The organism is Ornithinimicrobium ciconiae, assembly GCF_007197575.1.
Classification (GTDB): domain Bacteria; phylum Actinomycetota; class Actinomycetes; order Actinomycetales; family Dermatophilaceae; genus Ornithinicoccus; species Ornithinicoccus ciconiae.
Genome location: NZ_CP041616.1, coordinates 345420 through 371774 on the forward strand (window position 1 = coordinate 345420; position 26355 = coordinate 371774).

The following is a 26355-nucleotide window of genomic DNA, read 5'->3' on the forward strand; positions in this document are numbered from 1 at the left end:
GGGTTACCGCTGCAGCTCGAGGATCGTCTGGCCGATCCGGATCTGGGTGCCCACCTCGAGCCGGTGGCCGGTCCCGATCCTCTGGTTGTTGATGAAGGTGCCGTTCGTGGAGCCCAGATCGTCGGCATACCACTGCGCGTCAGGGCCCAGATAGATCCGCAGGTGACGGCCGGAGGCGTAGTCGTCGGTCAGCACCAGGGAGCACTCGGGGTTGCGACCCACGAGCAGGCCACCCTCGTTGAGGGGCACCGTCGTGCCGCGCAGGCTGCCGGCCACGACGGCGAGGGTCTGGGGTCCGCGGCGAACGGCCCGCGGCTGTCGTCCGGTGCTGCGCTCTGCGCGGCCGCCGCCACTGCGGGTCAGCACCCGCGTGCCATAGAGGTCGCCCCGCAGAGCGCCCACGATGCTGAAGACGAACGCCCACAGCAGCGCCAGGATCCCGAGGCGGATGATGTTGAGGGTCAGCTCGCTCATCGGCCGCCGTCCGCGTGGAAGATCAGCGTCGTGCTGCCCATCGTGACGCGGTCGCCCTCGGTCAGTTGCTCGGTGCCGACCTGGTCGCCGTTGACATAGGAGCCATTGGTGGAGCCGAGATCGCGGATGATGACCTGCTGGTGCGGCCCGTCGTGGGTGATCCGGATCTCAGCGTGCCGTCGCGAGACGCCCGGGTCGTCCAGCACCAGGTCGGCCGAGGCGTCTCGGCCGAGCACGGTCACGGCCGCGATCAGGGTGTGGGCCCGTCCGTTGACGTCGATCCACGGACGGGGTCCCCGGCCGCTGACCTGTCGCTGGGGCCGGCTGGGTGAGGCAGGGAACTCGCGGGTGCGCGGTCCGTTCCCGCCACCGGGCGGGGGGTATGCCGGGGCGCCGGTTGCCGGCTGGCTCCCCCGTGCGGCGACGGCCGCGGCAGCGCCGACGCCCGGTGGTGCCTGACGGGGTGGGCCGGGGCGCTGACCGGGGCCGGCCTGTCGGGCCTGTCCAGCCTGTCCAGCTGGTCCCTGCCGGCCCTGCTGGCCCATGCCTCCGGGGCGTTGCTGAGCAGGCGGACGGAAGGCCGCGTTGGGGTCCTCGCCGGGGCGAGCTGCGGGACGGACCTGGCGTTGCGGCATACGGTCTCGGTCGGCGGGACGGGCCTGCGGTTGCGGGGGCCGCTGGCCGGCACGCTGGCCCTGACGGCGGGTGTTCTTGCTCGCGGGGCGGACCCGGAAGATGCCCGTCTCCAGCTCGTCGTCGGAGATCAGGCGCACCTCGACAGTGCCGGCCGGGGTGTAACGCTGGGCGTCGGCGTGATCCTCGGCGGCGGCGACGAGCTCGTCGGTCAGCGTCGTGTCATAGGAGGAGAGGCGCTCGTAGTCAGAGCCGGCCAGCTCGATCGTGAACACATTGGGAACCATGGTCCGGCCCGGCCCGAGGACGGCTGCCCGCTCGTCCATCGCGCCGCGCATCGCCGAGGCGATCTCGACGGGCTGGACCTCGGCCTTGAAGACCTTGGCGAACGGTGCCTTCACGGCTCGCTCGAGCCCACGCTCGACGCGGTCGATGATCCCCATGACACTCCCTTCGCTGTCGGTGCCCGCCTGTGCGCAGCGCCAGATGGGCCGGTGGCCACTTCGATCGTACTGTTGTGACCCGGTTCTACCGCCCATCCGCGCCGGTGGCGATGTTGCTGGTGGGAAACGCTCCATGGTGCGCAGCAGTTCCGGTCGCTGCTCAGCACGTGCTGATCCCTCCGTGCTGAGCCTCCGTGCTGAGCCTCCGCGTCGCCGCGTTGAAGCCCGTGTCAGCAGGTCTGTCCCGCGTGCGTGTCCCGCACCGTTCAGCGGGCCTGGCAAGCGCGCGTGTCCCGCACCGTGCGGAAACCGCGTTGCGCGTCTGGTGCCCAGGCCCCAGCTGTGCAGCACGGTTCGTGCACAGGCGCCGATGCGGAATCTGTGGTGGGTGCGTGCTAATCTTGCTCGGCACTCGCGCGAGTGGCGGAATAGGCAGACGCGCACGGTTCAGGTCCGTGTGCCCGAAAGGGCGTGGGGGTTCAACTCCCCCCTCGCGCACGGTGAAGTAGTCGACGAAAGTCCCGGTCAGTTCACAGTGACCGGGACTTTCGCATTTCCCGCCGCGGGTCAGCGACGATGGGCCCATGACGACAGATCCCTGGAGCACCACGACGTCACTGCGTGCGGACTTTGCCGTGCCGGGCACGGACCGCTGGTTCGAGGACTACACGGTGGGGGACGTGCGTGAGTACGGCAGCATCACCCTCAGCGAGCAGGAGATCGTCGACTTCGCGCGCACCTATGACCCGCAGCGCATCCACACGGATCCGGAGTGGGCCGCGACGGGTCCGTTCTCCGGGCTGATCGCGAGCGGGATCCAGACGATCGGGGTCTTTATGCGGCTGTATGCCGATCACTACCTGACCCAGTGCGGGTCACTGGCGTCCCCGGGGGTCGACGAGGTCCGGTGGACCAAGCCCGTGCGGCCCGGCGACGAGCTGCGCCTGCGGGTCGAGACCCTGGAGACGAGGCTGTCCAGGTCCAAGCCGGACCGCGGCCTGGTCGTCAGCAGGTGTGAGCTGCTCAACCAGGACGGCGAGGTCGTGCTGTCCCAAAGCGTGATGAACCTGGTGGCGGTGCGACCGAACGACTGAGACCGAGGTCGGGAGCCTGGCTCAGAAGTCGTAGTCGACCACCACTGGCGAGTGGTCCGAAAGTCGCACGCCGTGGTGCTCGCGGTCGACCACCGCTGACACCGCGGTCTTCGCCAGGGCAGGCGTGGCCAGGTGGTAGTCGATGCGCCAACCGGCGTCACGGGCATACGCCTGCCCCAGCCAGGACCACCAGGAGTAAGGCCCCTCGGCCTCCGGGTGCAGGCGCCGCACCACGTCGACCAGGGTCCGCGCAGACAGTTGCGCACCGAGCCACTCGCGCTCCTCGGGCAGGAAGCCCTCGGACTGCTTGCTCTGCCGCCATCGGGCCACGTCGAGCTCGGTGTGCGCGACGTTGAGGTCACCCATCAGCAGGAACTCGCGCCCCCCGGCCAGCGCCGCCCTGCGGGTGCGCGCGAGCTGCCGCGCGAAGGCAGCCATGAAGCGCATCTTGCGCTCATAACGCACTCCGCCGTCGGGTGCCTCGCGCATGCGACCTGGCTTCTGCAGGTGCGCCGGCAGGCCACCCTTCGGCAGGTAGAGGCTGGCGACCGTGAGCGGTACCTCGGCGAGATCGACCTCGACGTAGCGCCCCTCGTGGGCGTGCCTGCCCAGCCCGCGCGCCAGCGGCACCCGGTCCGGTGCAGGCTCGGTGTGCAGGTGGTCCTCGCCGACCGCGCGCACGAGCACCTCGGCGTCCCACGTGCGGACTGCCACGGGCGGCGCTCGGGTCAACACCGCCACCCCGTTGCGTCCCGCGAACTGCCCCGGCTCATAGACCACGTGGTAGTCCCCGAACGCCCCCTCGGGAAGCTTGTCCAGCGGTATCCGCACCTCCTGCAGGGCGACGACGTCGCAGTCGCGCGTCGCCAACCAGTCGCCGAACCCTCGGCGGTGGGCGGCACGGATGCCGTTGACGTTGACAGTGGCGATACGGAGCACCCCGCGAGGGTATGTCGTGCGCTCACCCGTGCCGTGACGGGGCCTGGGTGCCCCCGGCCGGCGTCACCGCGAACAGCGGTGAGTGGGTTCATGTGGGGGTGGGACGATGGTGCGGTGTCGGAGATCACTGGTGTCATCACCACCCACCTGGCGGCCCTCGGGGCAGCAACGCGTGATCGCAAAGTGTTCGCGATCCTGACCCGGAACCCGCAGTTCATCGAGGACCTGCCCGTCACGGGGGACGACGGCACGGTGTGGATCGAGATCGCCAACATCGTGGACGGCGTGCTGCTGCGCTTCCGGGACGGCGAGCTCGACAGCGTCCGCACCAACGCCCGGCGGCATGGTGACTACTACCCCTATCCCACGCCGCGGGACCTCATCACCGGGCTCGACCTGTCCACCGCAACCCGCGGTGACGTCATGGCACTCCTGGGCGAGCCGGCGGGGGCCACGGAGCGCGACGCTGCGAAGGAGGCGAGCCACCTTCGCTACGAGGCCGAGGGCGGCACCGTCACGCTGACCTTTCGCGACGACCTCCTCGAGACGGTGACCGTCAGCCGCTCCTGACCGCGTAGCCCTCACCCCCGACCAGTGGTAGGTGAGGTAGCTCATCTGTCCAACCGGGTGTCATGCGTTCCCGGTGTTGCAGGAATCGGGCTCCGGTCCAAGTCTTGCAACACCGAGATCGCATGACAGTTGTGCTGCGGCTGGCCGGGTCATCAGAGCGCGAGCATGCGTGGACGGGGCACGAACACGCTTTTCCACAGGGCGGCAGCAGCGGACCGCGAACTCGGGCACTCTGACGCCCATGTCTGAGAAGCCCGTCGCGCCCTTTGGTGAGCATCTGCAGGGCCGCAGCGAGCGAGGGCGGGAGCGACGTCGGCGTGTCCAGGTCGAGTTGGGGGACGCTCAGGACGGGGTGGCCACGCTCCGGCAGATCGTTGACCTGGGCGTGACCTACGACGAGGTGCGTGCGGAGATCGAGGCAGGGCGCTGGCACCAGGTCGGACGCAAGACCATCAGCGTGAGTGGGCCGACCCCGATCAACCTGGGCGCGGTGCAGCGCCGGGCGATCTGGGACGTGGGTGGTGGAGCGTGCCTCGACGGGGTGTCCTCGCTCCAAGCGTGGGGTCTGACGAAGTGGGACGACGACCAGGTCCACGTGAGCGTCCCCCAGGGGGCTCGCTACCACCGGGTTCCAGGGGTCCGCGTGCACGTTTTTCGGGAGCGCGGTCCGGTGGTCGAGGCGGGGATCCCCCGCACTCCCAGTGAGGTGGCCGCGCTCAGGGCTGCGGGCTGGGCGCGGACGGACCGGGCTGCGATGGCCCTGCTCGCCATGTCCGTGCAGGAGCTCGGCCGAGCACGTGGATGGCCGGAGCCGGACCGCCAGGGGGTGGTGCGCACCGAGGGCGAATCTATCTCGACGCCCGCTTCACGCGGTACGGCACGATCGTCGAGGTCAACGGGGTCCAGCACTACGAGGCGTTGGCGACGATGGACGACGCGGTCCGGCGCAACGCGCACGCGATCGGGGGCGAGACGGCCCTGGAGATACCCGCAGCGAGTCTCGGGCTCGATCCGGAACCGTTGCTCGACCAGGTGGAAGCGGCCCTGCGCAAGGGCGGTTGGCACGGACCACAGGGGGATTCCCGTCAAGCGGGCTGACGACTCAGGCGTTGGCGGACCTGAGAGACTCAAGGGCATGCACATCATGACCGTCTGCCTGGGCAACATCTGCCGCTCTCCCGCCGCTGAGTCGGTGCTGGTCCACCGCCTCGAGCGGGCCGGCCTGGACAACGTCACGGTGTCCTCGGCCGGGACCGCGGACTACCACATCGGCCGTCCCCCGCACGAGCACTCGGTCGCGGAGGGTGAGAGTCGGGGCTACTCGTTCACCAGCCGTGCGGCGCAGTTCGCCGCGGACCACTTTGCTGAGGCCGACCTGATCCTGGCGTTGGACAGCTCGAACGAGGCGGACATCCTCGCGCTCGCGCAGCGACCCGAGGACGAGGCCAAGGTGGTCCGGCTCGGTGCGTTCGCCAGCGACGTCGGCGAGGGGGTCCGGGACATCCCCGACCCCTGGGGCCTGCCGCGGGAGGCCTACGAGCGGATGTACTACCAGATCGAGGACGCCGTCGACGGGTTGGTCGCGGCGATCCAGGACGGGACGGTCCAGGAGGTCGTGGCGGGCCAGCGCGCGGTGCGTTAACCGGTGGGCCGGACGACATGGTCCGTCCCCGGCTGACCTCAACGTGGCCAATCTGGCGCTCGTCGGCTACCTGCTCTACACCGGGGTCGTCGTGGTGCATCGCGACGGCGGACCTGCTGGTGGCGGAGGGCCGGGGCACCTCCCTGGTCGTGGCGACCAACGCCTACCACGCCTTCCGGGCGGCCATCATCGCCCGGGAGCTGGGTCTGGACGCCCAGGTCATGGGGGCGCCCACCGCCCGCTACTACTTCCCTCCGCGGTGCTGCGCGAGTTCGTCGGCGTGCTGTCCCGCTCCCCGGTCCTCCACGGCGCGCTCGCAGTGCTCGTCGTCGTGAGCAGCGGTCTGCTGACCTGGCTGGTGCTGCGCGGCTGACGGCCGTGCTGGAGAAGAGGGGCCGGTCGCGTGTGGGCAGAACTACCCATTTCGCGACGCCGGCAGCGCCACTAGCCTCGTCCGAGAGGTCTGGTGACCCGTGAGGGGGCATCGCCTCGTCCGAGGGGAGATACGGCATGCCCCCACCTCGCCGTCGCCATATCGTCACCGCCAGGATGCTGCGACCGCTCGACCTGCTGGACCTGGAGGTCAGGGCGGTCGGTCGGGTCGTCGAGGAGTCCGCCCACGGGCCGGTGCTCGTCTCCGACGGCGAGGACGGACTCCTGATCGTCAACCTCTCCTTCCAGCACCTCGGTGAGGAGGCGTTCCCCGAGTCTGAGGTATCGCCCGAGCCGTCCGGCCTCGCGGGCCACCGCGCGGCCCGTCCCTCCCGCCTGGTCTACGAGCTGCCCGCGGGCCTCAGCCTTGACTGGAGCCTCGAGGGACTGCTCGCGGCGATCCCACGGCTCACCCTCAAGGTCGTGCCGCTGGCCACCCCCGGTCCGCCCAGCTATCCCGAGGACGAGTCCCCGGGCTCCGGTCCCGGTCTGGTCCTGCCCCCGTGGGTGATCGGGCCAGTGATCGGGCCGGTGATCGGTCCCGTGACCCGTCCCGTGGGCGGCCGGGGCCTCGAGCTGGTCGTCCGGCACGGCGCGGTGCCGGTGCACCGCGCCGTCGTAGGCGCCGAGCGGGCCAGGCTGCTGCGAGGGCTGACCCGGGTGGGCGCCCGGGAGCTGGTGCCGCTGCCCCACCCGATCGACCCGTTCCGACCACGGCCGGGCCGCAAGCCCCACCCGCGGGTGCCGGCCGGCGACGAGACCGCGTTGGAGGTGCCCTACCGGCTGATCGTCTCGCCCAGTGCCGAGCACGGGGCGTTCCTGCACGACGTCGAGCCGGTGCTGCCACCGACCGTGCCCGGCAACGGGCCGGAGGACGAGCCCGGTGTCGACGCCGAGGCAGCGGCGACGAGCCAGCGCGCGCAGCTGTGGCACACCCGGCTCACCACCCGGGTGGTGAACGAGGACGGCAAGGTCGTCGGCCACACCGAGGGTGGGGTGCAGCGCATCGTTCGCGCGGTCTGGTCCCGTGACCTGGAGCCGGTCGACGCCGGCAGCGACACCGACGTGCACGAGCCGATGTCGACCAACCCGATCGACCGGCGCAGCCTGGTCCGGCAGAGCGCATCGACGCACGAGGGCGTGACCCCCGTCCCGTTCCGGGTCCGCAAGCTCTATCTCTCCGCCCTCGGGGCGTGGGTCGACTGGCGCGGGTCGTGGGACACCTCGGAGTATGGCGTGCCCTCCGGCTGGTCGGGGCAGGTCACCCCGATCACTACCTACCGCCACGTCGCGCAGCAGGGCCGCGACTCCTACGTGCGCCTGACCTACCCCGGCTTCCTCTACCCGTTCGGGCACCGCTGCGAGTGGGTCAAGCTGACCGAGCGAAAGGTCCACGAGGCGACCCGCACGGCCTACCTGCGCCAGCGGAACTTCATCGTGCTCAAGGACACCACGCGCGCCTGGACCGAGCGGGACACCCCGCTGTCCCGCGTCACCCTCGACCCGCTGGTCACCCCCGACCTGGACCCGATCACCCCCAGCACGCCCCTGGAGGCGTTCTTCCCGCTGCGCGGTGGCGTCCCGTTCGCGTGGGACATCGCGGGCACCGACCAGACGGGCGAGTCGGTCAGCCTCTCCTCGCCGCTGCTCTTCGTGCCCGACGTGGCGATCATCGACCGGCTGGGCGACGGGAAGTCGCCCCTGCAGATCGGGCAGGAGATCTCGGCCCTCTACGACCCGCACCGGCGGATCGAGGCCCGGGGGCAGCAGGTCAGCTTCGCCGCGTCCGCTGCCCACGGCGACACCCAGCTCGAGGTCAACCACCTCACCTGGGACGGGCACCTGGACACCGAGGCGTTCACCTCCCGGCCCTACCTGCAGCGCAGCAACGCGGTGGTGCCGTCGCTGCGGCACCTGGCCGGTCTGGCGCCCGGGGTCGACCTGGAGTTCAGCACCGCCTACCTGGCCGCCGACCCCGACGCGGAGGAGACCGACCAGCCCGGCTTCGGACCGGCCAACCCCTCCGCCCTGTTCCTCACCCTCAGCAGCCCACCGGTCTCCCTCGACTTCACCTCCGGCTCGGACCGCGCCGGCGGCTTCGTCGCGCCCAACCTGGCCGTGCGGGCGCTGTCCCGGTCGCTCGGAGCGGTCGGCGACGACGGCAGCACGCCCGGCGGGCTGGCGGACGGGACGTTCGACCCGGCCACCTTCCTGCAGGGCGCCTTGCCCAAGCTGTTCGGCCTGTTCGACCTCGTCGACCTGATCGAGGCGATCACCGGCGAGGAGCTCACCCTCGACGACGCGCCCTCCTTCGTCACCGACGCCCTCGACACGGTCAGCACGATCGCCACCCAGGTCCAGCGGCTGACCCAGGCGATCGAGGAGGCCCGGCAGCGGCTGGCCGCCGACCTCGAGGCCGCCCAGGACATGCACCAGGGGGCGATCAGCGCGATCGAGGACGCCCAGGCCGAGCTGGAGGCCGTCGCCGGCAACCTGCTCACCCAGCTCGCCGCCCTGGGCGACGCGCTCGCGGACCTGCTCGAGGACCCCACGGCCGCCGACCGCGCCGCCGATGCCGCCGCCGATCTCGCCGGGTCGCTGGAGGACCTGCGCCCGGTCATCACCCACCCGCGGGTGCCCGCGGCGATCCGCTCCGCGCTCAGCAAACCGCTGGAGGCGCTCACCACCGCCCTGTCGGTGATGGAGGACGTGCTCGACGCCATCGACGCCTTCGTCGAGGGTGTCCTCACGCCGGCGACCGGCGTCTCCGCCCGGTTCGAGTGGCGTCCGCCGATCGGCAGCTGGCCCGGCGAGCCGCCGGACGCCGTCTTTCACGCCAAGGACCAGCGTGGCTTCGCCCTCGCCGTCGAGGTGCGCGCCAGCGCCCAGGGGGCGCCCAGCGCCGACGTGAGCGCCGAGCTGCGCGACTTCGCCCTCGTGTTGCTCCCAGGCGAGCCGCTCATGGCGATGAACTTCTCCCGCATCGGGTTCCGGGTCGGCTCCAACACCAAGCCCGAGGTCGACGTCGTCTTCGGCGGCATGGAGTTCCTCGGGGCACTGGGGTTCATCGAGACGCTGCGCCGGATGATCCCGTTCGACGGCTTCGCCGACCCGCCGTATGTCGACGTGTCACCTTCCGGGGTCACCGCCGGGTTCGACCTGGAGCTGCCCAACGTCTCCGTCGGCGTGTTCAGCCTGGAGAACATCTCCCTCGGCGCCGACGCCCGCGTGCCGTTCCTGGGTGACGCCGTCACCGTCGGGTTCAACTTCTGCTCCAAGGAGAGCCCGTTCCGCCTCACCGTCATGTGCATCGGCGGCGGGGGCTGGGTCGCGATCCGCCTCTCACCGATGGGCATGGTCTCCCTGGAGATGGGGCTGGAGGCCGCAGCCGCCCTGTCCGTCAACCTCGGCGTGGCCTCCGGCTCGGTGTCGATCACCGTCGGCGTCTACCTGCGGCTGGAGGGCGAGGCGGGGTCGCTGACCGGCTACTTCCGCATCCGCGGCGAGGTCGACGTGCTGGGGCTGATCTCGGCGTCGATCACCCTCGAGCTGTCGCTCACCTACGACTTCCCGACCGGCAAGATGATCGGCCGCGCGTCGATCGTCGTCGAGGTGGAGGTGCTGTTCTTCTCCGCCTCCGTCGAGATCTCCGTGGAGCGCCAGCTGGCCGGGTCCAAGGGCGACCCGGTGTTCAAGGAGATCATGCCGCCGGACTCCGCCGGCCACAGCGATGCCTGGTCCACCTACTGCTCGGCCTTCGCGCCGGGCGCCTGAGCAGCCGGAGCCCGACATGACCGCCACCCGCTTCCTGGCCACCGCCCTCCCCTACTCCCTCGCGAAGGACGCGCCGTTCCACTGCTCGGTGTTCTTCACCCACCGACTCACCCCCGAGCAGCCGGACGCGACGCTCGCCGACTTCCCGGACGCCGAGCGCTGGGTCAAGACCCTGCTCGAGGGCCGACTGGTGCTGGTCACCGACACGGAACCGGACGGCATACCGGTGCGGTTGGTCTCCACCCCCGACCAGGACCACTTCACCGCCGTCTTCCCCGGCACGATGCCGGTCGCCGGGTTCGCCACGCCCAAGGTCACGGGCCAGCCGTGGACGAGCTATCCCGCGCACGCGGTGGAGGGCCACGCGGTGGCTACCCACATCGGCTCCATCAACCACTCGCCGCTGACCCCGCCGAGCGTGCACGGCAACCCCGTCGTCGAGGCGGTCTTCGACCAGCTCGAGCAGTTCCAGGAGTCACTCGGGACACTACGCGGCATCGCGGTCGACGGGTTCCCCCAGCGGGAGGCCCAGAACCTGGCCCGCAAGCTGGCCGAGGCGCAGGCGACGCTGGGCCTGGACAAGCGCCGCGGCTATCCCTCCCAGCCCAACCCCGGGACCTCCGCCGTCGAGATCTTGCTGCAGGACGAGGGCAGCGGGGACGCGACGACCACCAGGCGGCTCGACGCCCTGCTCAACGAGCCCCACGAGGAGCTCCCGCCGGCCCTGCAGACCCTCGTCGACGTCCACGCCGCGCGCCGCTTCTACCAGCGCGAGGAGATCCCCTACGAGGAGCGGCCCGTCGAGGGTGCGACCACGCCGGCGGTGGAGGTCCCGGAACAGGACTTCCACGAGCGTGCCGCATCACTGGGCAGCACCCCGGTGCTGCTGCGCACCGTCGGCCTGGTGGTCGACGTCGCCGTCGAGGACCCCAAGCACCTCGACCTGCTGGCCAAGGCCACGTGGGTCAGCGCCCGGCTCGAACCGGGCAGCGCGGCCAAGGACCTCGTCCGGCTCGCGCCGCCCCGCACCTGGTGCGAGTCGGACGGCAGGGGCCACTGGCGTGCGGTCTCCTCCGGCGCCTGGTCCGGCGGGGCACTCCCGCTCGGACAACCCCGCGTCTACACGGTGCTGGACCTCGACCCGGACGCCTCCGGGCTCAAGCTGGAGCAGCACCTGCGCGACCTGCCACGGTCGCTGGCCACCGAGCTCAACGGCGACCCGGTCACCGCGGCCCCGGCCTCGCTGCGCTCGACCGGCTTCTCGATCGCCCGGGTCGCGCGCGACGAGCAGGTGCTCGCACAGGTCCAGCGGGCCGAGACCTTCGCCGACGTCGAGGACGGGCCGGGCGTGGCCGGCCAGGACCTCGCCTACGACGACGTGGTGCGCGGGATCCGGCTCGAGGTCTGGGACGACGACAGCCAGGCCTGGCACTCCGTGCACGAGCGGCTCGTCGACGTGGAGGCGGGCGGCCGGAGCGTGCTGAAGGCCGAGCCGGACACCGGCTTCCTGCAGCTCACCGGGCTGACACGGGCCCCCGGCGAGGACACGGCCTATCACCTGCACGAGGTCTTCGTCGGTTGGGACGGGTGGAGCCTGTCCGCGTCCCGGCCCGGCAAGCTCATCGTCCACGGTGACGGCACCAACGGGCCGGCCGGCGAGGAGCTGGTCCTGGACGAGCCACCCGGTGACCCGGCCAGTCACGTCCTGATCCGCACCACGGTCGCCCCGGGGACCCTGCCGTGGCTGCGCTACGGCCGGCGCTACTCCTTCCGGGTGCGCGGGGTGGACCTCGCCGGCAACTCGGTGCCCCGGCCCGCGGCCCGGACCGTCGGCCGCGGGGCGGTCGCCGCTGCCCGCGACCGCCTGGACCTGCTGCGCACCACCTATGCCGAGCAGGAGCGGGCGGGCCTCCTCGGCCCGGTCCGGGAGCGGCTGATCGCCCGGGAACCTGCCCCGGAGAGCGAGCCGATCCTGCGCAGGCTGATCGAGGTCGGTGCCCGGGAGGGGGCCGAGGTCGCCGAGGAGCTGGAAGCGGCCTACCGCGAGGCCTTCGTGGAGACCGCGCCCGGCGTGACGCTGCCGCCGGAGGCGGTGACCGGTGACCGGCAGGTCGACCGGTTGCTGCGGTCCCGGCTGACCGCCGCGGTCGAGCGGGAGCGCACCGCCCCGGGGGTGGCCCTGCGCCGCGGCGCCGAGCTCGCCCTGGCCGAGGTCGTCCGCCGTGCCGAGACCTGGCGGGCGCGGCCCCAGCTGAGCATCACGCCCGAGGCGTTCGCCCGCCTGGACGACACCGTCGACCCGATCCGGAGGCGGCGGGAGGTGCCGCCCGTCCTCCGCCCTCCCGGTGGCGGGCCGGTCATCGAGCCGGAGCCGCCGGAGGTCCCGGTGGTGACCACGCCCCGCCCGTTCCTGCGCTGGCACCCGGTGCCGCCGCCGGCGCTTGTGGCCAGGTCGCCGCTGACCACCGGCGAGTCACTCCAGCGCCTGGTGATCCGGGACGACACGCCGACCGAGCGGCATGTGGTGCCGCCGAAGGGCACCCAGCTCGAGGCCGAGCAGCACGGCATGTTCGACGCCGCCATCGGCTCGTCGGACCCGACCCTGCACGACCAACTCCTCGCCACGGCCTACAAGGAGCGGGGGACTCTCCTCGATGAGTTCATCCAGGACCTCGACGACCCTGACGCCGTCCTGCCCCAGCCGGGGATCGCGCTGCACACCCGCCTCGGCGCCGATCCCGACGCGGCGGTGACCCTCGCCGACATCACCGCCACGCGCGACACCCCGCTGGGCGAGGGGCAGTACGTCGTCCACGACACCGACCAGCTGGTGCTGCCCTACCTGCCGGACGTGCTCGCCCACGGCGCGTCGCTGGTCTTCTACGACGCCGGTGCGCCGCACACCCTCGCCGAGCCGCGGGTCCTGCAGACGGCACTGCTGGAGTATGCCGGGAGCTGGCCCCGGGTGGAGCCGTTGCGTCTGGTGCTGGTCGCCGGGGAGGAGCTGGGTGCGCGACGGGTCGGCAACGTCGTGGAGGTCGCGCTCCCCGCCGGGGAGCAGGTGCGGGTGGCAATGTCCTCCTCGATGGACGAGGAGGCGCTGCAGGTCCTCGGGCCGTGGCGCTCGCACGTGGCCTCGGCCTCGGGCGACGACGGCGACCCTGCTGCCGCCGCGGCACGGGCCGTCCTGGCGCGGGCCGCCGGCAATGGCTGGTTCTGGTGGCTGACGCCCTCCCACGACCTGCGTCTCGTGCACGCGGTCCGGCGCCCGGTGCACCCGCCCGAGCTGCCCGCCCTGCGGGTGCTGCACCGCCCTCCGGGGCTGACCGTCGCCGGGCTCGTCGGGGTGGTCGACGTGCACGGACCGAGCACCGAGCGCATCGCGCTCGAGGCCACCTGGTCGGAGTGGGTCGACGACCTGGCCACCGACGGGCCGGTGCGGGTGGACCGCCAGGACGTGGTCCTGTCCTCTCCGGTCCAGCCCGACGAGCGCTTCGGACTGCTCTACCTGGTCGACGCGGTCCTGCCCGGTGCCGACGGCAACCCGCCGGTGGTCTCGCACAAGGCGATCCAGAACTTCCCGGACACCCACCACCGCCGGGTGAGCTACGCCGCGCGCGGCGTCACCCGCTACGCCGAGTTCTTCGACCCCGCCGAGCTGCCCGCGGCCGATGAGCCGACCCTGCTCGGGGAGTCTCGCGACCTGACCGTCGTGAGCTCGGCGCGGCCGGCCGCGCCCGAGGTGAGTGACGTCATACCCCTGCTGTTGTGGGACCAGGAGACCGAGCCGGACCAGCCCTTCGCGCTGCGCCGCACCCGCCGGTCCGGGGCGCGGGTGTGGCTGCAGCGGCCGTGGTTCTCCTCCGGGGACGGTGAGCTGCTGGCCGTGGTGCTCGGCACCGAGGCGGTCCCGCCCACGCTGTCCTCGCGCTGGGCCAGGGACCCGGTGCAGGTCACGGGGACCCCGCCCAGCACGACCCTGCTCCCGCTGGTCACCCCGGCCGAGCTCCTCCTCGGCGCCGCGGCCGGCGGGGTCGTCGACCCACGACCGGGCCGACCGGTGACCCTGGCCCGCGCGACCAAGCTCGTCGACGCCAGGGGCAACCCGACGGTGACCGTGCTGGGCTACCAGCCGGAATACCATCCCGGCCGCAAGCAGTGGTTCGTCGACGTGGCGCTGGACCCGGGCGACTCGCTGTGGCCGTTCGTGCGGCTCGTCGTCGCTCGCTACCAGCCCGACTCGCTGCCCGCGTGCGACCTGTCGCCGGTGGTCCTGACCGACTGGGTGCAGCCGCTGCCGGAGCGGACCGCGACGGCCAACCGGCGGACCGAGGAGACGGTGCGGATGACGGTCACCGGCCCGATCGGGCTGGCGCGGCTGCCCCGGCCCCGGATGGTGGGCGGACCGCCCTCCGGCGAGGGGCCGGTGCCGCAGGCCGACGCCGTGCTGCGCGTGGCCCGGGAGGTCTTCGCGACGGTGCAGCAGGCGCCACCGGAGGGTGGCGGGGACCTGGACTGGACGAGCCTGCCCCGGGTGCGCCTGCCGCTGGCCGGGATGACCGGCGCCCGCGCGACGTGGTCGCACGAGCTGGAGCTGCCGGAGCCGGTGGACCTGGCCACGCCCGGCTCCAGCGAGCGGTTCCGGGTGCTGGTCGAGGAGTACGAGTACTTCGACGCCGACCCGGAGGACGGCGCGAAGGAGGGGGTGCCGGGCACCGCGCAGCGCCTGGTCTACGCCGACCACTTCCCGCTGTAGACCTCACGGCACGTGTGGACAACGACCGAGTTGTCGACGATGCTGTCGGGTGATTGAGCGACGGGCTCAACACGTGGCGTCGCCACGGGCGTGTCGCCAGCCATCGATTGACAGTGCATGGAGGTGCTCAGATGGATCGACTCGCGCGGCGGCTCGGACTGAAAACTGACCCCACGATCTTCTTCGTGTCCGCGGGGCTGATGATCGTCTTCCTGATCCTGCTGCTGGCCATGCCCGGCCCGATCGGCAGGGTCTTCGCCGACGGACGAGATTGGATCGTGAGCAGCCTCGGATGGTTCTTCATCCTTGGGGTGACCATCTGGGTGCTCTTCCTGATCTGGGTGGCGTTCAGCAAGTACGGCAACCTCAAGCTCGGCAAGGACGACGACGAGCCGGCCTACTCCAACCTGTCCTGGTTCGCGATGCTCTTCGCCGGTGGCATCGGCACCGTCCTGATGTTCTGGGGGGTCGCCGAGCCGATCTCACACTTCTCGAATCCCCCTTTCGCCGGGGTCGACCCCTACAGCATCGATGCCGCCCGCGATGCGATGAGCATCTCGTTGTACCACCTGAGTATTCACACCTGGGCGATCTTCACGTTGCCCGGTCTGGCGTTCGGATTCTTCATCTACCGCTATGACCTGCCGATGCGCTTCTCCTCGGTCTTCTATCCCATCCTCAAGGAGCGAATCCACGGCCCGATCGGCAAGACGGTCGACATCTTCGCTGTGCTCGGCACGCTGTTCGGCCTGGCGGTCTCCCTCGGCCTGGGCACCTCGCAGATCGCCGCTGGCCTGAACCACCTGACCGGCGTGTCGAACAACACGATGCTGCGCGTGGTGATCATCACCGTCCTGACGCTCGTCGCGACCGCCTCGATCGTGGCCGGCCTGGACAAGGGTGTGAAGCGCCTGTCCAACATCAACATCCTGGGTGCGGTCGCCCTGATGCTGTTCGTCCTGTTCGCCGGGGACACGGTCTTCCTGCTGCGCCAGCTCATCGAGAGCACCGGTGTGTACTTCCAGGACGTCATTCGGTTGGCCTTCTGGAACGACGCCATGGCCCAGTTCGGCAAGGAAGAGGGTTGGGGCTGGCAGGGCGGCTGGACCGTCTTCTACTGGGCCTGGACCGTGACGTGGTCACCGTTCATGGGTGTCTTCCTGGCACGCATCTCCCGCGGCCGGACCATCAAGCAGTTCGTGGGCGGCGTGCTGGTGGCCCCCTCGGTGTTCACCCTGGTGTGGTTCGTGACCTTTGGGTGGTCGGCCATGGAGCTGGACGGCATCGGGGGCGAGGGTGGCCCGATCTCCGCGGCGGTCGGCGAGAGTGTCCCGACGGCGATCTACGATTTCCTCGAGAACTATCCGCTCGCCACTCTGCTCTCCGGGGTCGCCGTCGTCATCGTCGCGCTCTTCTTCGCGACATCCTCAGACTCCGCTTCACTGGTCGTGGACATGTTGTGTGCGGGTGATGCTGAGTCCGGACCAGTGCGGCAACGGGTCTTCTGGGGCATCTCCGAGGGCTTCCTGGCGGCCTCTCTCATCGTGCTCGGCGGGGAGGAAGGGCTGCAGACCTTGCAACAGGTGATCACCGTGATGGGCCTGCCGGTCTTTGTCCTGGTCTTCGCCATGCTGTTCATGCTGTTGATGGGCTTCCGCATGGAAAGCAAGCGGGCACGTGGCAGACGCCAGCCCGGTGACCCGGCAGCGGCCGCCCTCGCCAGCAGCGGATCGGAAGACGCTCTTGCGGCGACCGGTCCCCTGGCTGCAGACGAGGACGCAGTCGGTGCTCACGCGGACCGTAGCGGCACCCCCCACCAGCAGACTGATCCCCGCTCCGGAGCACAGGGCCCGAGCTGAGGTGGTCATGACCTGAGCTCACGAAGGGCCCACTCTCCCACGGCCCGCATCGTGGCCTGCACCGTCCGGCGGGGCTCGTGGGAGCCGTCGTCAGCCCAGTTGGCCAGGCAGGCATAGGAGAACGACCGCGCGCCGGTGCTGACCACGCCGACGTCCGCGCGGACCCCGGTGTCTGTTCCGGTCTTGTTCCACAGGAGCAGCCCCAGGTCAGGTGTGGTGTGCGCCAGCGGGTCGAGCTGGAAAGCCGAGGCCAGCATGGACAGATCGGTGTTCAGTGCCAGCCAGTCGCGGACCTGCCGAGAGGTCTGCCCATCAACGCAACGGCCCTGGGCCAGGTCCGAGAGCAGTCGGCTCCAGTCGTCGGCACAGCCCTCGCTCAAGGTCGCTGGGTGGTCTCCCGTCCGGACGTTGCGGACATAGTCGTGCAGGGTGGAGCCACCGGGGGCCAGGTCGCGCGCCTGGTCCTGCACCGCCTCAAGCGTCAGCCGGTCGATCAGGACGTTGGTGGCCCAGTTGTCGCTCGTGGCAGCCACGAGGACAGCGATGTCGCTCAGGGTCAGGCGGTCAGCCATGAGGTGCTGCCACAGCCCAGAGTCCGCGACTCTCCGGCTGGGTGGGCGAGCCACCACCTCGCGCAGGTCAAGCTCACCGGTGCTCGCCCGCGCTGCGAGCTCGACCAGGGCAAACACTTTGGCGACACTGGCCGTGGTCAGCATCTGATGCGGGTCATGCTCGTGCAGCACCTCGCAGGTGGCCGTGTCCCGCAGCGAGATCGACCACCGGACGGGCCCGTGGTCCGGGATGACCGGCGGTGCTGGGGCGACTGGCACGCCCTGATCGTAGGGCCGAGACAGGGTCAGGCGGTGACTGTCTGCTCTGACTTCAGGCCGAGGCGAGCCAGCAGGTGACCCACGTCCGGGTCGCCCCCGCGGAAGCGGCGGTAGGTCTCCATCGCCTCGCGCGACCCCGCCGGGCCGAGCAGTCGCTCGCGGAACAGGGCTCCGGCCGTGCGCGACATACCCCCGTTGTCCCGGAACCAGGCGACGGTGTCGGCGTCCATCACCTCGGACCACAGATAGGAGTAGTAGCCCGCGGAGTAGCCGCCGGAGAAGATGTGAGCAAAGTAGGTCGAGCGATAGCGCGGGGGGATCAGCGGGAAGCCAACCCCGGCTCGCTCCAGGGCAGCCGCCTCGAAGGACTCGACACCAGCGGCGTCGGTGGGCAGCTCCTCGGCGGGAGTCTGGTGCCAGGCCTGGTCTAGCAGCATCGCCTTGAGCAACTCGAGCGTGTGGTAGCCGCTCTCCTGCCGGGAGGCCACGAGCGACTCGACCCACTCCGCCGGCACTGGCTCACCGGTCTCGTGGTGGCGCGCGAACCGGTTGATCAGCTCCGGCTCCCAGGCCCAGATCTCGTTGACTTGGCTGGGGAACTCGACGAAGTCGCGCGGCACGGCGGTGCCCGACCGGGAGGGATAGCGCACCTGGGACAGCAGCCCGTGCAGGTCGTGACCGAACTCGTGGAACAGGGTGATCACCGAGGTCCACGTCATCAGGCTGGGCGATCCGGGCGCGGGAGGAGGCACGTTGCAGGTGTTGGTCACCACGGGCAGGTCACCGGTCAGCTCGGACTGCTTGACCAGGGAAGTCATCCACGCGCCGCCCTTTTTGGAGGGTCGGGTGTAGGGGTCGATCACCACGGCGCCGAGCACCGACCCGTCCTCTTCCCGCACCTCGAAGACGCGGGCCTGATCGGTGTAGCCGACCAGGTCAGGACGCTCCAGGAAGGTGATGCCGTAGAGCGCGGTCGCCGCCGCGAACACCCCCTCTTGCAGCACCCGCTCAAACTCGAGATAGGGCTTGAGCTGGTCGGTGTCGAAGCTCGACTCCGCCGCCTCGCGGGCGGCCAGGAACTGCCAGTCCCACGGCTCGAGGACCGCGTCGGGCTCCAGCGTCGCCAGCCGAGCGGCCAGCACCTCCGCCTCCTGCCCGGCGATCGCGACGACCCCGGGAGCGAGCCGGGCCAGCAGGTCGTTGACAGCACTCGTGGTGCGAGCACAGGTGATCTCGTGGGCGTATGCCGCGTGGTGCCGGTAGCCGAGCAGCCTGGCCCGCTCGTCGCGCAGCCGAGCGATCCGGACGAGGATCTCGCGCGTGTCGTGCTTCCCGCCCTGGCCGCGGGTCACCGAGGCCTGATAGATCCGCTCGCGCAGCCCTCGGTGCTCCAGCACCGCGAGCAGAGGCTGCCCGGAGGTGTTCACCAGCGGCACCAACCAGCCGTCCTGACCACGGTCCTGTGCTGCCTGGCGCAGCGTCGCCTTCTCGTCCTGGGACAGCCCGGCCAACTCGTCCTCGTCGGTGACCGGCACCACTGCTGCGTTGCGTCCCGTGCTGAGCCGCTGCTCGAACTCGACGGCCAGAGAGGCAAGCTCGCTGTTGAGCTCACGCAGGCGTTGTTGGTCCGGCTCAGGCAGGGTGATGCCACCGCGTTCGTAGTCCGTCAGCCGCTTCCGCAGGTTGTAGGCGTCCTGCTCGTCGAAGGTGATCTCCCCGCGGTCGGCGCGCGAGGCGAGCTCGGTGAGCCGGTCAAAGAGCCCACGGTGCAGCAGGATCGCGTCCGTGTGCGCCGCCAGACTGGGTGATATCTCGGCCATGAGGGCATCGCGCGCGGGAGTCGTGTCGGCCGCCCGCGCGACCCAGAAGGCCGCGATGGTGCGCTCCAGCACTGCGCCGCTGCGCTCCCACGCGTGCAGCACATTCTCGACACTGGCTGGCTCCGGGTTCTCCGCGATCGCCTCGAGCTCTGCCAGTTCCTCCGTCATCCCGATGCCGATGGCCTCACGCACATGCTCGTCCGTGAGGACCGTGTAGTCCGGTAGCGCGAAGGGCAGGGTGGAAGGCGCGAGGAGCGGGTTTGTCATGCCATCTATTGCATCATCAACTTGTTAGTGAACAGGTCAGCGGACGGTCAAGGTCCGGTCAGGTGCGGACACCCGCCCGGATTTCGTCACGCCCGGCAGTGCACGCGGCTCGATCCGAGGGCCGGTCACGCCGCTCGGTGGGCCGATGGCGCGCTGAGGTGTCTGATGAGTGGCCGATGGCGCGCTCAGGTGTCTGATGACACGATGGGGTATGCCCGATGTCGTGCTGAGTCCAGAAGAACTGGCCGCCCGCACCACGGTGGCCACCGAGGCCGCCTTCAACGCGGCCACCGACCTGGGTCTAAAGGTCGAGGAGACCCGCGTGCTGCACGATGTCTTCTCGCTCGTCATCCACCTCTATCCCTCACCCGTCGTCGCCAGGATCCCTCTCGTCATGGCACCGGGGACGACGCCGGAGGCAGTGACCCGGCGGCAGCAGCGAGAGCTCGATGTGACCGACTGGCTGCACCGTGAGGGGGTGCCGACCGTCCGACCGTCCCCGTTGGTCCCCCTCGAGCCGGTCCGTGAGGACGACTTCTCGATGACCTTCTGGGAGCTCGTGGACGTCGCGGACGACCACTTTCCGTATGCCGGCGCGCACCATGCGGTCTGCGCCGCCCTCCACGCCGCGCTCGCCGGCTACCCCGGACTGCTGCCCTTCCTGGCGCCGTTCAACGAGGGCGTTCCGGCGTTGTTGGAGGCACTGGAAGGGTCTGTGCACGTCACCAACGACGACCTCGATCGGGTCCATGCGGAGTGGCAGATGCTCACGCCGGTGCTCTCGAGCGTCGCGGCCTTCCGGGCTCGTTTCCCGGAGGCTGACGTGCAGCCGATCCAGGGCGACGCCCCGTCCAACAACGTCATCAGGGCGAGCTCGGGCCTGGTGTTCGCAGACTTTGAGGATGTCTGCCTGGGGCCGGTCGAGTGGGACCTGGCGGGCCACGGCCTGGAGGCCGGTGCCGCCTACAACGCGGCTGCTGGTCCCTTGGGCCTGCGGACCACTGATCCTGAGCTGCAGCGCGTGATGGATGGCGCCCGCAGCGTGCAGCTCGTGGCGTCGCTGGCTCTCGCGCCGCAGCTGCCGGTGCTGGCTGACGGACTCAAGCCGTTCGTAGATGCCTGGCGGGCCTCTCCGACCCTGGTCTTCTGACAGCGCGCCCGGATCGGTGCCTGTCCGGTCGGTGCCTGTCCGGTCGGTGCCTGTGGGATCGGTGCGGCTCTGGCCGATCCGCGGCCCTGGCGGCGGGGCATACCTGGAAATGTCTAGCCCAACACTTGACCAAGTCTTTACTCGAATGCCACGGTCAAGCCATTGCCCTTACGTCAGGGGAAGCCTAGGCTCGGGGCGGACCCGCCCGCTGCGTTGGTGTCACGGGTGGGTCTTCCTGTGCTGTTCTTCGGCTCGTCGTGTTTCCCGGCCCCCATGCCGGGGCGGGTCGTGGGTAGTGCTGGGGTGGGCGCGAGGGGCTCGGGGCTCGTGCGCTCGGGAGAAGAGGGCACCAACACTCAATGAGGAGAACCCATGAGGTTACGCAGTGGGCCAACCGCGGTAGCGGCGGCCTTGGCACTGCTCGTGTCGGGGGCGCCCAGCGCCCTTGCCGCGCCGTCAGCGCCAGATTCTGAGTCGACACCGTCGCTGACGCAGGAGGCAGAAGCCTCCTCCGCGACGGGCACAACCAGCAACGCCCTGCAGGACCGTGAAGCTCTGCAGGGGGTGGACAGCGAGACCGGCCTGTGGGTCGTGCAGCTGGAAGCGCCCTCGGTCGCCGCCAAGTTTGGTAGCAGCGCAACCAGCGAGGCGTCCCGCTACGCCGCGCAACTGGCAGCGGGCCACACCGAGCTTGAGCAGGAGATTTCCGCAACCCTGGGTCGCACCGTGGACGCGACCATCACCTACGAGAACGTTCTCAACGCGATCGCCATCGAGGCAGACGCCGACGAGGCCGCGCAGCTGTGGGACATCGACGGGGTCGTCGCTGTTTTCCCGGACACCATCCGTGAGATGGAAACCGACGTGAGCCACGAGGTCATCAAGACCGCGGCCGCCTGGGGCGGGGAGAACGCCCCCGAGATCGCCACCAAGGGCGAGGGCGTCATCGCCGCGATGATCGACAGCGGTGTCAACCCCGACCACCCGTCCTTCGCAGCGACCGGTGGCGACGGCTACACGCATGTCAACCCCAACGGCGCGGGCGTCTACCTGGGCGCTTGCAACACCGAGGCCTCCTTCGAGTGCAACGACAAGCTGATCGGGGCCTACTCCTTCAACGGCCCGACGGCTCGTGACACCGACGGCCACGGCAGCCACACCGGCAGCACCATGGCCGGCAACGCCCACACTGCCGAATTCACCCTGGGCACCGCGGACTTCGAGCGTGAGATCTCCGGCGTCGCCCCGCACGCCAACGTGATCTCCTACAAGGTCTGCAACCCCGGTTGCCCCAGCTCCGCGACGGTGCAGGCTGTCGACCAGGCCATCGCCGATGGCGTCGACGTCATCAACTACTCCATCTCGGGCTCTGACAACCCGTGGATGGACATGGTCGACCTGGCCTTCCTGGAGGCGCACGACGCTGGCATCAGCGTCTCCGCCTCGGCAGGCAACGACGGTCCCGGTGCGAGCACCGTTGCCAAGTCCGGTCCGTGGAACCTCTCCGTGGCCGCGACGACCCACAACCGGGTCTTCGGCAACCCCGTCTCGGTCACCGACGACGGTGCCCCCGCCGAGCTCGTCGACGTCCCGGGCTTCCCGGGCGACGGACCCGCCATCACGTCGGTCTACACCGGCGACCTGGTGGATGCTGCGGCAGCCGCCCCGGGCAACGGCAACGGCTGTGCGACCTTCCCGACCGGCTCCATGACGGGCGACATCGCCCTGATCCAGCGTGGTGCGTGCAACTTCCAGGTGAAGGTCGACAACGCTGCGAACGCCGGCGCGATCGCTGTTGTGATGTACAACAACGTGAGCGGCCCGCCGACCGCGCCCGGTGGCCTGACCACCACGACCATCCCGTCCGTGATGATCACCCTCGAGTCCGGCGAGGCCCTGCAGGCCTACGCCGCGGCGAACGACCCGGTCGAGGTGTCGATCGGCACCGACGTGGTGCTCGTTGAGGACGACACCTGGACCGACCTGGTGGCCGGCTTCAGCTCCCGCGGCCCGAGCCAGTTCGACATGCTGGTGCCCACGCTGGCTGCTCCCGGTGTCAACATCCTGGCGGCCTACTCCGAGTCCGGTGGTGACCCGCTGCAGTATGGCGTGATCAGTGGCACGTCGATGGCCTCGCCGCACGCTGCGGGCATGGCTGTCCTCATGCGTGAGGTCTACCCCGACCTGACGCCGACCGAGATCCGTTCGGTGATGGCCAGCACGGCTGACTACGAAGGACTCCTCAAGGAGGACGGCTCCACGCCGGCCACCGCGTTCGACATCGGCTCCGGTCGCATCAACATCGACCAGGCTGGTCGCGCGGGCCTCGCGCTGAACGAGACGAGTGAGAACTTCGTCGCCGGCAACCCGGCGCTCGGTGGCGATCCGGCAACGCTCAACCTGCCGGCCTTCGTCGAGCACGGCTGCGAGGGTGAGTGCACCTGGACCCGGACGGTCACCTCGATCGCCCAGGGTTCGGCCAGCTACTCCGCTGTGGTGGACGCTCCCGCGGGCGTCACGGTCACCGTGACCCCCGAGACCTTCACGCTCGAGCCCGGCGCCGACCAGGAGATCACGGTCACCGCCAACGTCTCAGGCAGCACCGTCGGTGCCTGGGAGCACGCTCGGGTGACCCTCGAGACCTCCGACCAGCACGCGGACGGCGTCGACATCGCCGACCCGCACTTCCCGGTGGCAGTCAAGACCACGAGCACCGAGGTGCCGGTCGACGACCCGACCATCGAGGTGGACCCGGACGCTCTGGAGGCGACCCAGCCCACCGACACGGTGACCACCCAGCCCCTCACCATCAGCAACACCGGTGATGCGGACCTGACGTGGGAGTTCGTGGACGAGACCGGCGGCGGTGGCGATGGTGTGCTCGCAGAGCAGACCGTCAACGGCACGAGCGGCATCGTCAGCGACTACTTCCCCAACAACGGGGGCGGTGTCTACTCCGCGGATGACTTCACGCTCGCCGCAGACTCGAGCCTCACCTCGCTGTTCACCCCAGGCTTCTGGAACGCCGATGACGTCGCCACCCGTGCGACGGCCATCGACTGGGAGATCTTCGCCGACGACAGCGGTGCCCCGGGAGAGCTCGTCTGGTCGCACACCGCGGCTCCCGGCAACGCTGAGGTCACCATCGAGACCAACGAGATCACCCTCGACCTGGTGGCCGCTGGCGGCGCTGTGGACCTGAGCGCCGGGACCTACTGGCTGTCGGTGTGGCCGACGGTCCCCGACCCGGTTCCCAACCTGAATGACCGGTGGAACTGGTACCAGGGCGCGCCGTCTGGCAGCCCCGGCATGCTCATCGACCCGAACTTCCTCTTCGGTCCGGGCACCGGTGACTGGACTCCGATCGTGGACCTGGTCGGGTCGTTCAGTGACCTGGCATACACGATCGAGGGCAGCAGCGGGACCGTTTCCTGTGGCGCCGACTGGCTGAGCGTCGACCCGAGCTCGGGCACGACGGCACCGGATGGCTCCACCGAGGTCACCGCCTCGTTCGACTCGGCCGGTCTGGCCGAGGGTGACTACTCCACGCAGCTGTGTGTGGAGAGCAACGACCCGGCCAACCCGGTTGTCACGGTTCCGGTCACCCTGACCGTGGCCGAGGCTGCCGTGGCTCCGGTTATCACGGTGGACCCGTCCTCGGTCGAGGGGTCACAGGCCCCGGACACCACGACCGAGCACACGGTGACGATCGGCAACGACGGCACGGCGGACCTGGACTTCGAGATCACCGAGGTCGAGGCTGCCACCGGTGAGGTTGAGCGTCCCGAGCTGCCGCAGGGCACGAGCCGTGCCCACGCCGCGACCGAGGCCGCGGGCGGTCCGTCCGCCCCGGCAGTCGTGGAGCCGGCGGCGGTGCCTCACGTGGCCTCGCTGACCGAGGGCTTCGAGGACGTTGAGGGTCTCCCGGCCGCCGGCTGGGCGATCACCAACACCAGTGAGCCGGTGGGCCCGACCAGCTGGTTCCAGGGCAACGGTGTCTTGGTGTTCCCCGCGCACGAGGGTCCGGAGGACTCCTACGCCGCGGCCAACTACAACGGCACTGCCGAGCAGGGCGACATCAGCACCTGGCTGATGACCCCGGAGGTGGACCTGGTCAACGGGTCCGAGCTGTCCTTCTACTCGCGCAGCACCGGCGAGGGCTACGCCGACCGCATGGAGGTCCGTCTGTCGACCAGTGGTGACTCCACGAACGTGGGCACCGGCTACGACAGTGCGGGTGACTTCGACACGGTGCTGCTCACGGTCAACGAGGATCTCGCCCCCTACGGCTACCCGGCCGAGTGGACCGAGTACACCGCGACCATCGAGGGTCTGGACGCCCCGACCACCGGTCGGATCGCGTTCCGCCACCATGTGCCGGACGGCGGTCTCTTCGGCACGGCCAGCGACTTCATCGGCGTTGACACGGTTTCTTACGAGGCTGCTGATGCTCCCCCGCCGGTTCCGGCGTGTGAGGTCAGTGACGCGGCGTGGTTGAGTGTGGACCCGGTCGCGGGCACGGTTGCTCCGGGTGGTTCGCAGGAGGTCACGGTGGGTCTGGACTCTGCGGGTCTGGCCGTGGGTGAGTACACGGCCGCGCTGTGTGTGGAGTCCAACGACCCGGTGAACCCGGTGGTGAATGTGCCGGTGACGTTGACCGTCACCGATGCCCCGGTCGAGCCGGCCGTGGTGCAGCGCATCAGTGGTGAGAACCGGTATGCCACGGCGGGCGAGATCGCTGCTGAGTTCCCCGAGGGTGTGGACACTGTCTACATCGCCAACGGGACCGAGGCTGCTGATGGTGCTGACGCGTTGGCTGCTGGTGCTGCTGGTGCCAAGGGCGCGTTGGAGTTCATCCCCGATGTCACTCCCGAGGGTGACCCGGCCCCGATCCTGCTGGTGAAGAACAACCAGATCCCGCAGGCCACGGCCGGCGCCCTGGCTGCGCTGGACCCGGCTGAGATCATCATCATCGGTGGCACCGGCTCGGTCTCGAGCGGGGTCGAGGCAACCCTGGGTGAGTCCGCGGACGTGCGCCGTATCGCCGGTGCTGACCGGTACGAGACCGCGGCGTTGATCGCGGCCGAGTACGGGTCGGTGGAGACGGTCTACGTCGCCACCGGTCAGGGAGACATGGACTCCGGTCTGGCCCTGGCCGACGCGTTGACCGCGGCCTCGCTCGCGGGCTCGGAAGGTTCCCCGGTGGTGCTGACCCGTTCGGGTAGCCTGCCCGCGGCTACCGCCGAGGTCATCACCGAGCTCGGTGTGGCCAACATCGTGGTCATCGGTGGCACCGGCGCGGTCAGTGATGACGTGCTGGCCCAGCTCAACGAGCTGGCACCGACCGAGCGGGTCGCTGGCGCGAACCGTTACGAGACGGCAGTGGCGTTGACGGCTGGTTACGGCGCTGACGCGGACATGCTGTACATCGCCTCGGGGACCAACTTCCCCGACGCGCTGTCCGGCTCGTCCCTGACCGGGTCCCAGAGCGCACCACTGCTGCTGACCCGCCAGGACCACCTGCCCGCAGCGATCTCTGAGGAGATCCTGCGCCTGAGCCCGCAGGGCATCACGATCTTCGGTGGCACCGTCGCGGTGAACACCGACGTCGAGGCCGACCTGCAGGCACTGCTCGACACCACCTCGACCGACTAACGAGGCGGTAAACCCCC

At 70.2% G+C, this 26355-nt stretch carries 14 protein-coding genes and 1 tRNA gene; 10 read left to right on the top strand and 5 right to left on the bottom strand.

The features are described 5' to 3' along the window. Positions 1–3: 3 nt before the first annotated feature. Together FNH13_RS01590 and FNH13_RS01595 are read right to left on the bottom strand one after the other, a co-directional pair. On the bottom strand, positions 4–474 hold the full coding sequence (locus FNH13_RS01590) for an FHA domain-containing protein FhaB/FipA (RefSeq protein ID WP_143781833.1): 471 nt from the start codon (positions 472–474) through the stop codon (positions 4–6). After that, positions 471–1550, bottom strand: a complete 1080-nt coding sequence (locus FNH13_RS01595) for an FhaA domain-containing protein (protein ID WP_143781834.1) — start codon at positions 1548–1550, stop codon at positions 471–473. Before FNH13_RS01595 ends, FNH13_RS01590 begins: the two co-directional genes overlap by 4 nt. Positions 1551–1964: 414 nt before the next feature. Between FNH13_RS01595 and FNH13_RS01600 the strand changes: the two genes are divergently transcribed. After that, a tRNA-Leu gene (locus FNH13_RS01600) sits at positions 1965–2048 on the top strand. Between the two features lie 86 nt (positions 2049–2134). Beyond that, positions 2135–2644 carry a MaoC family dehydratase gene (locus FNH13_RS01605; protein ID WP_143781835.1) on the top strand — a complete coding sequence of 170 codons (510 nt, stop codon included), beginning with the start codon at positions 2135–2137 and terminating at the stop codon, positions 2642–2644. Between the two features lie 21 nt (positions 2645–2665). On the opposite strand, the gene FNH13_RS01610 is transcribed toward FNH13_RS01605, so the two are convergent. Next, entirely contained in the window at positions 2666–3583 is a 918-nt protein-coding gene (locus FNH13_RS01610) for an exodeoxyribonuclease III (protein ID WP_143781836.1), read from the bottom strand. A 114-nt stretch (positions 3584–3697) separates the two neighbouring features. Between FNH13_RS01610 and FNH13_RS01615 the strand changes: the two genes are divergently transcribed. From FNH13_RS01615 to FNH13_RS01640, 6 genes are all read left to right on the top strand, one after another. Further along, positions 3698–4153: a hypothetical protein gene (locus FNH13_RS01615; RefSeq protein WP_143781837.1), complete on the top strand. Its 456-nt coding sequence runs from the start codon at positions 3698–3700 to the stop codon at positions 4151–4153. 801 nt (positions 4154–4954) lie between these two features. After that, on the top strand, positions 4955–5251 hold the full coding sequence (locus FNH13_RS01620; RefSeq protein WP_143781838.1) for a hypothetical protein: 297 nt from the start codon (positions 4955–4957) through the stop codon (positions 5249–5251). Positions 5252–5288: 37 nt separating this feature from the next. Next, positions 5289–5795 carry a low molecular weight protein-tyrosine-phosphatase gene (locus FNH13_RS01625; RefSeq protein WP_143781839.1) on the top strand — a complete coding sequence of 169 codons (507 nt, stop codon included), beginning with the start codon at positions 5289–5291 and terminating at the stop codon, positions 5793–5795. A gap of 549 nt (positions 5796–6344) precedes the next feature. After that, a complete protein-coding gene (locus tag FNH13_RS18910) occupies positions 6345–10001 on the top strand; it encodes an apolipoprotein A1/A4/E family protein (RefSeq protein WP_165699972.1) in 3657 nt (1218 codons plus the stop codon). Positions 10002–10017: 16 nt separating this feature from the next. Next, positions 10018–14757, top strand: a complete 4740-nt coding sequence (locus FNH13_RS01635) for a hypothetical protein (RefSeq protein WP_143781841.1) — start codon at positions 10018–10020, stop codon at positions 14755–14757. A gap of 131 nt (positions 14758–14888) precedes the next feature. Further along, on the top strand, positions 14889–16616 hold the full coding sequence (locus tag FNH13_RS01640; RefSeq protein ID WP_143781842.1) for a BCCT family transporter: 1728 nt from the start codon (positions 14889–14891) through the stop codon (positions 16614–16616). 5 nt (positions 16617–16621) lie between these two features. On the opposite strand, the gene FNH13_RS01645 is transcribed toward FNH13_RS01640, so the two are convergent. Next, positions 16622–17446, bottom strand: coding sequence for a serine hydrolase (locus FNH13_RS01645; RefSeq protein WP_143781843.1), 825 nt, complete (start codon positions 17444–17446; stop codon positions 16622–16624). Positions 17447–17472: 26 nt separating this feature from the next. Then, the gene (locus tag FNH13_RS01650) at positions 17473–19533 is read right to left on the bottom strand and encodes a M3 family metallopeptidase (protein ID WP_143781844.1); all 2061 of its coding nucleotides are present in this window, start codon (positions 19531–19533) and stop codon (positions 17473–17475) included. 196 nt (positions 19534–19729) lie between these two features. Between FNH13_RS01650 and FNH13_RS01655 the strand changes: the two genes are divergently transcribed. Next, positions 19730–20683 carry a phosphotransferase gene (locus tag FNH13_RS01655; protein WP_202878843.1) on the top strand — a complete coding sequence of 318 codons (954 nt, stop codon included), beginning with the start codon at positions 19730–19732 and terminating at the stop codon, positions 20681–20683. A 564-nt stretch (positions 20684–21247) separates the two neighbouring features. Then, positions 21248–26338 carry a cell wall-binding repeat-containing protein gene (locus FNH13_RS01660; protein ID WP_165699973.1) on the top strand — a complete coding sequence of 1697 codons (5091 nt, stop codon included), beginning with the start codon at positions 21248–21250 and terminating at the stop codon, positions 26336–26338. Positions 26339–26355: the final 17 nt, after the last annotated feature.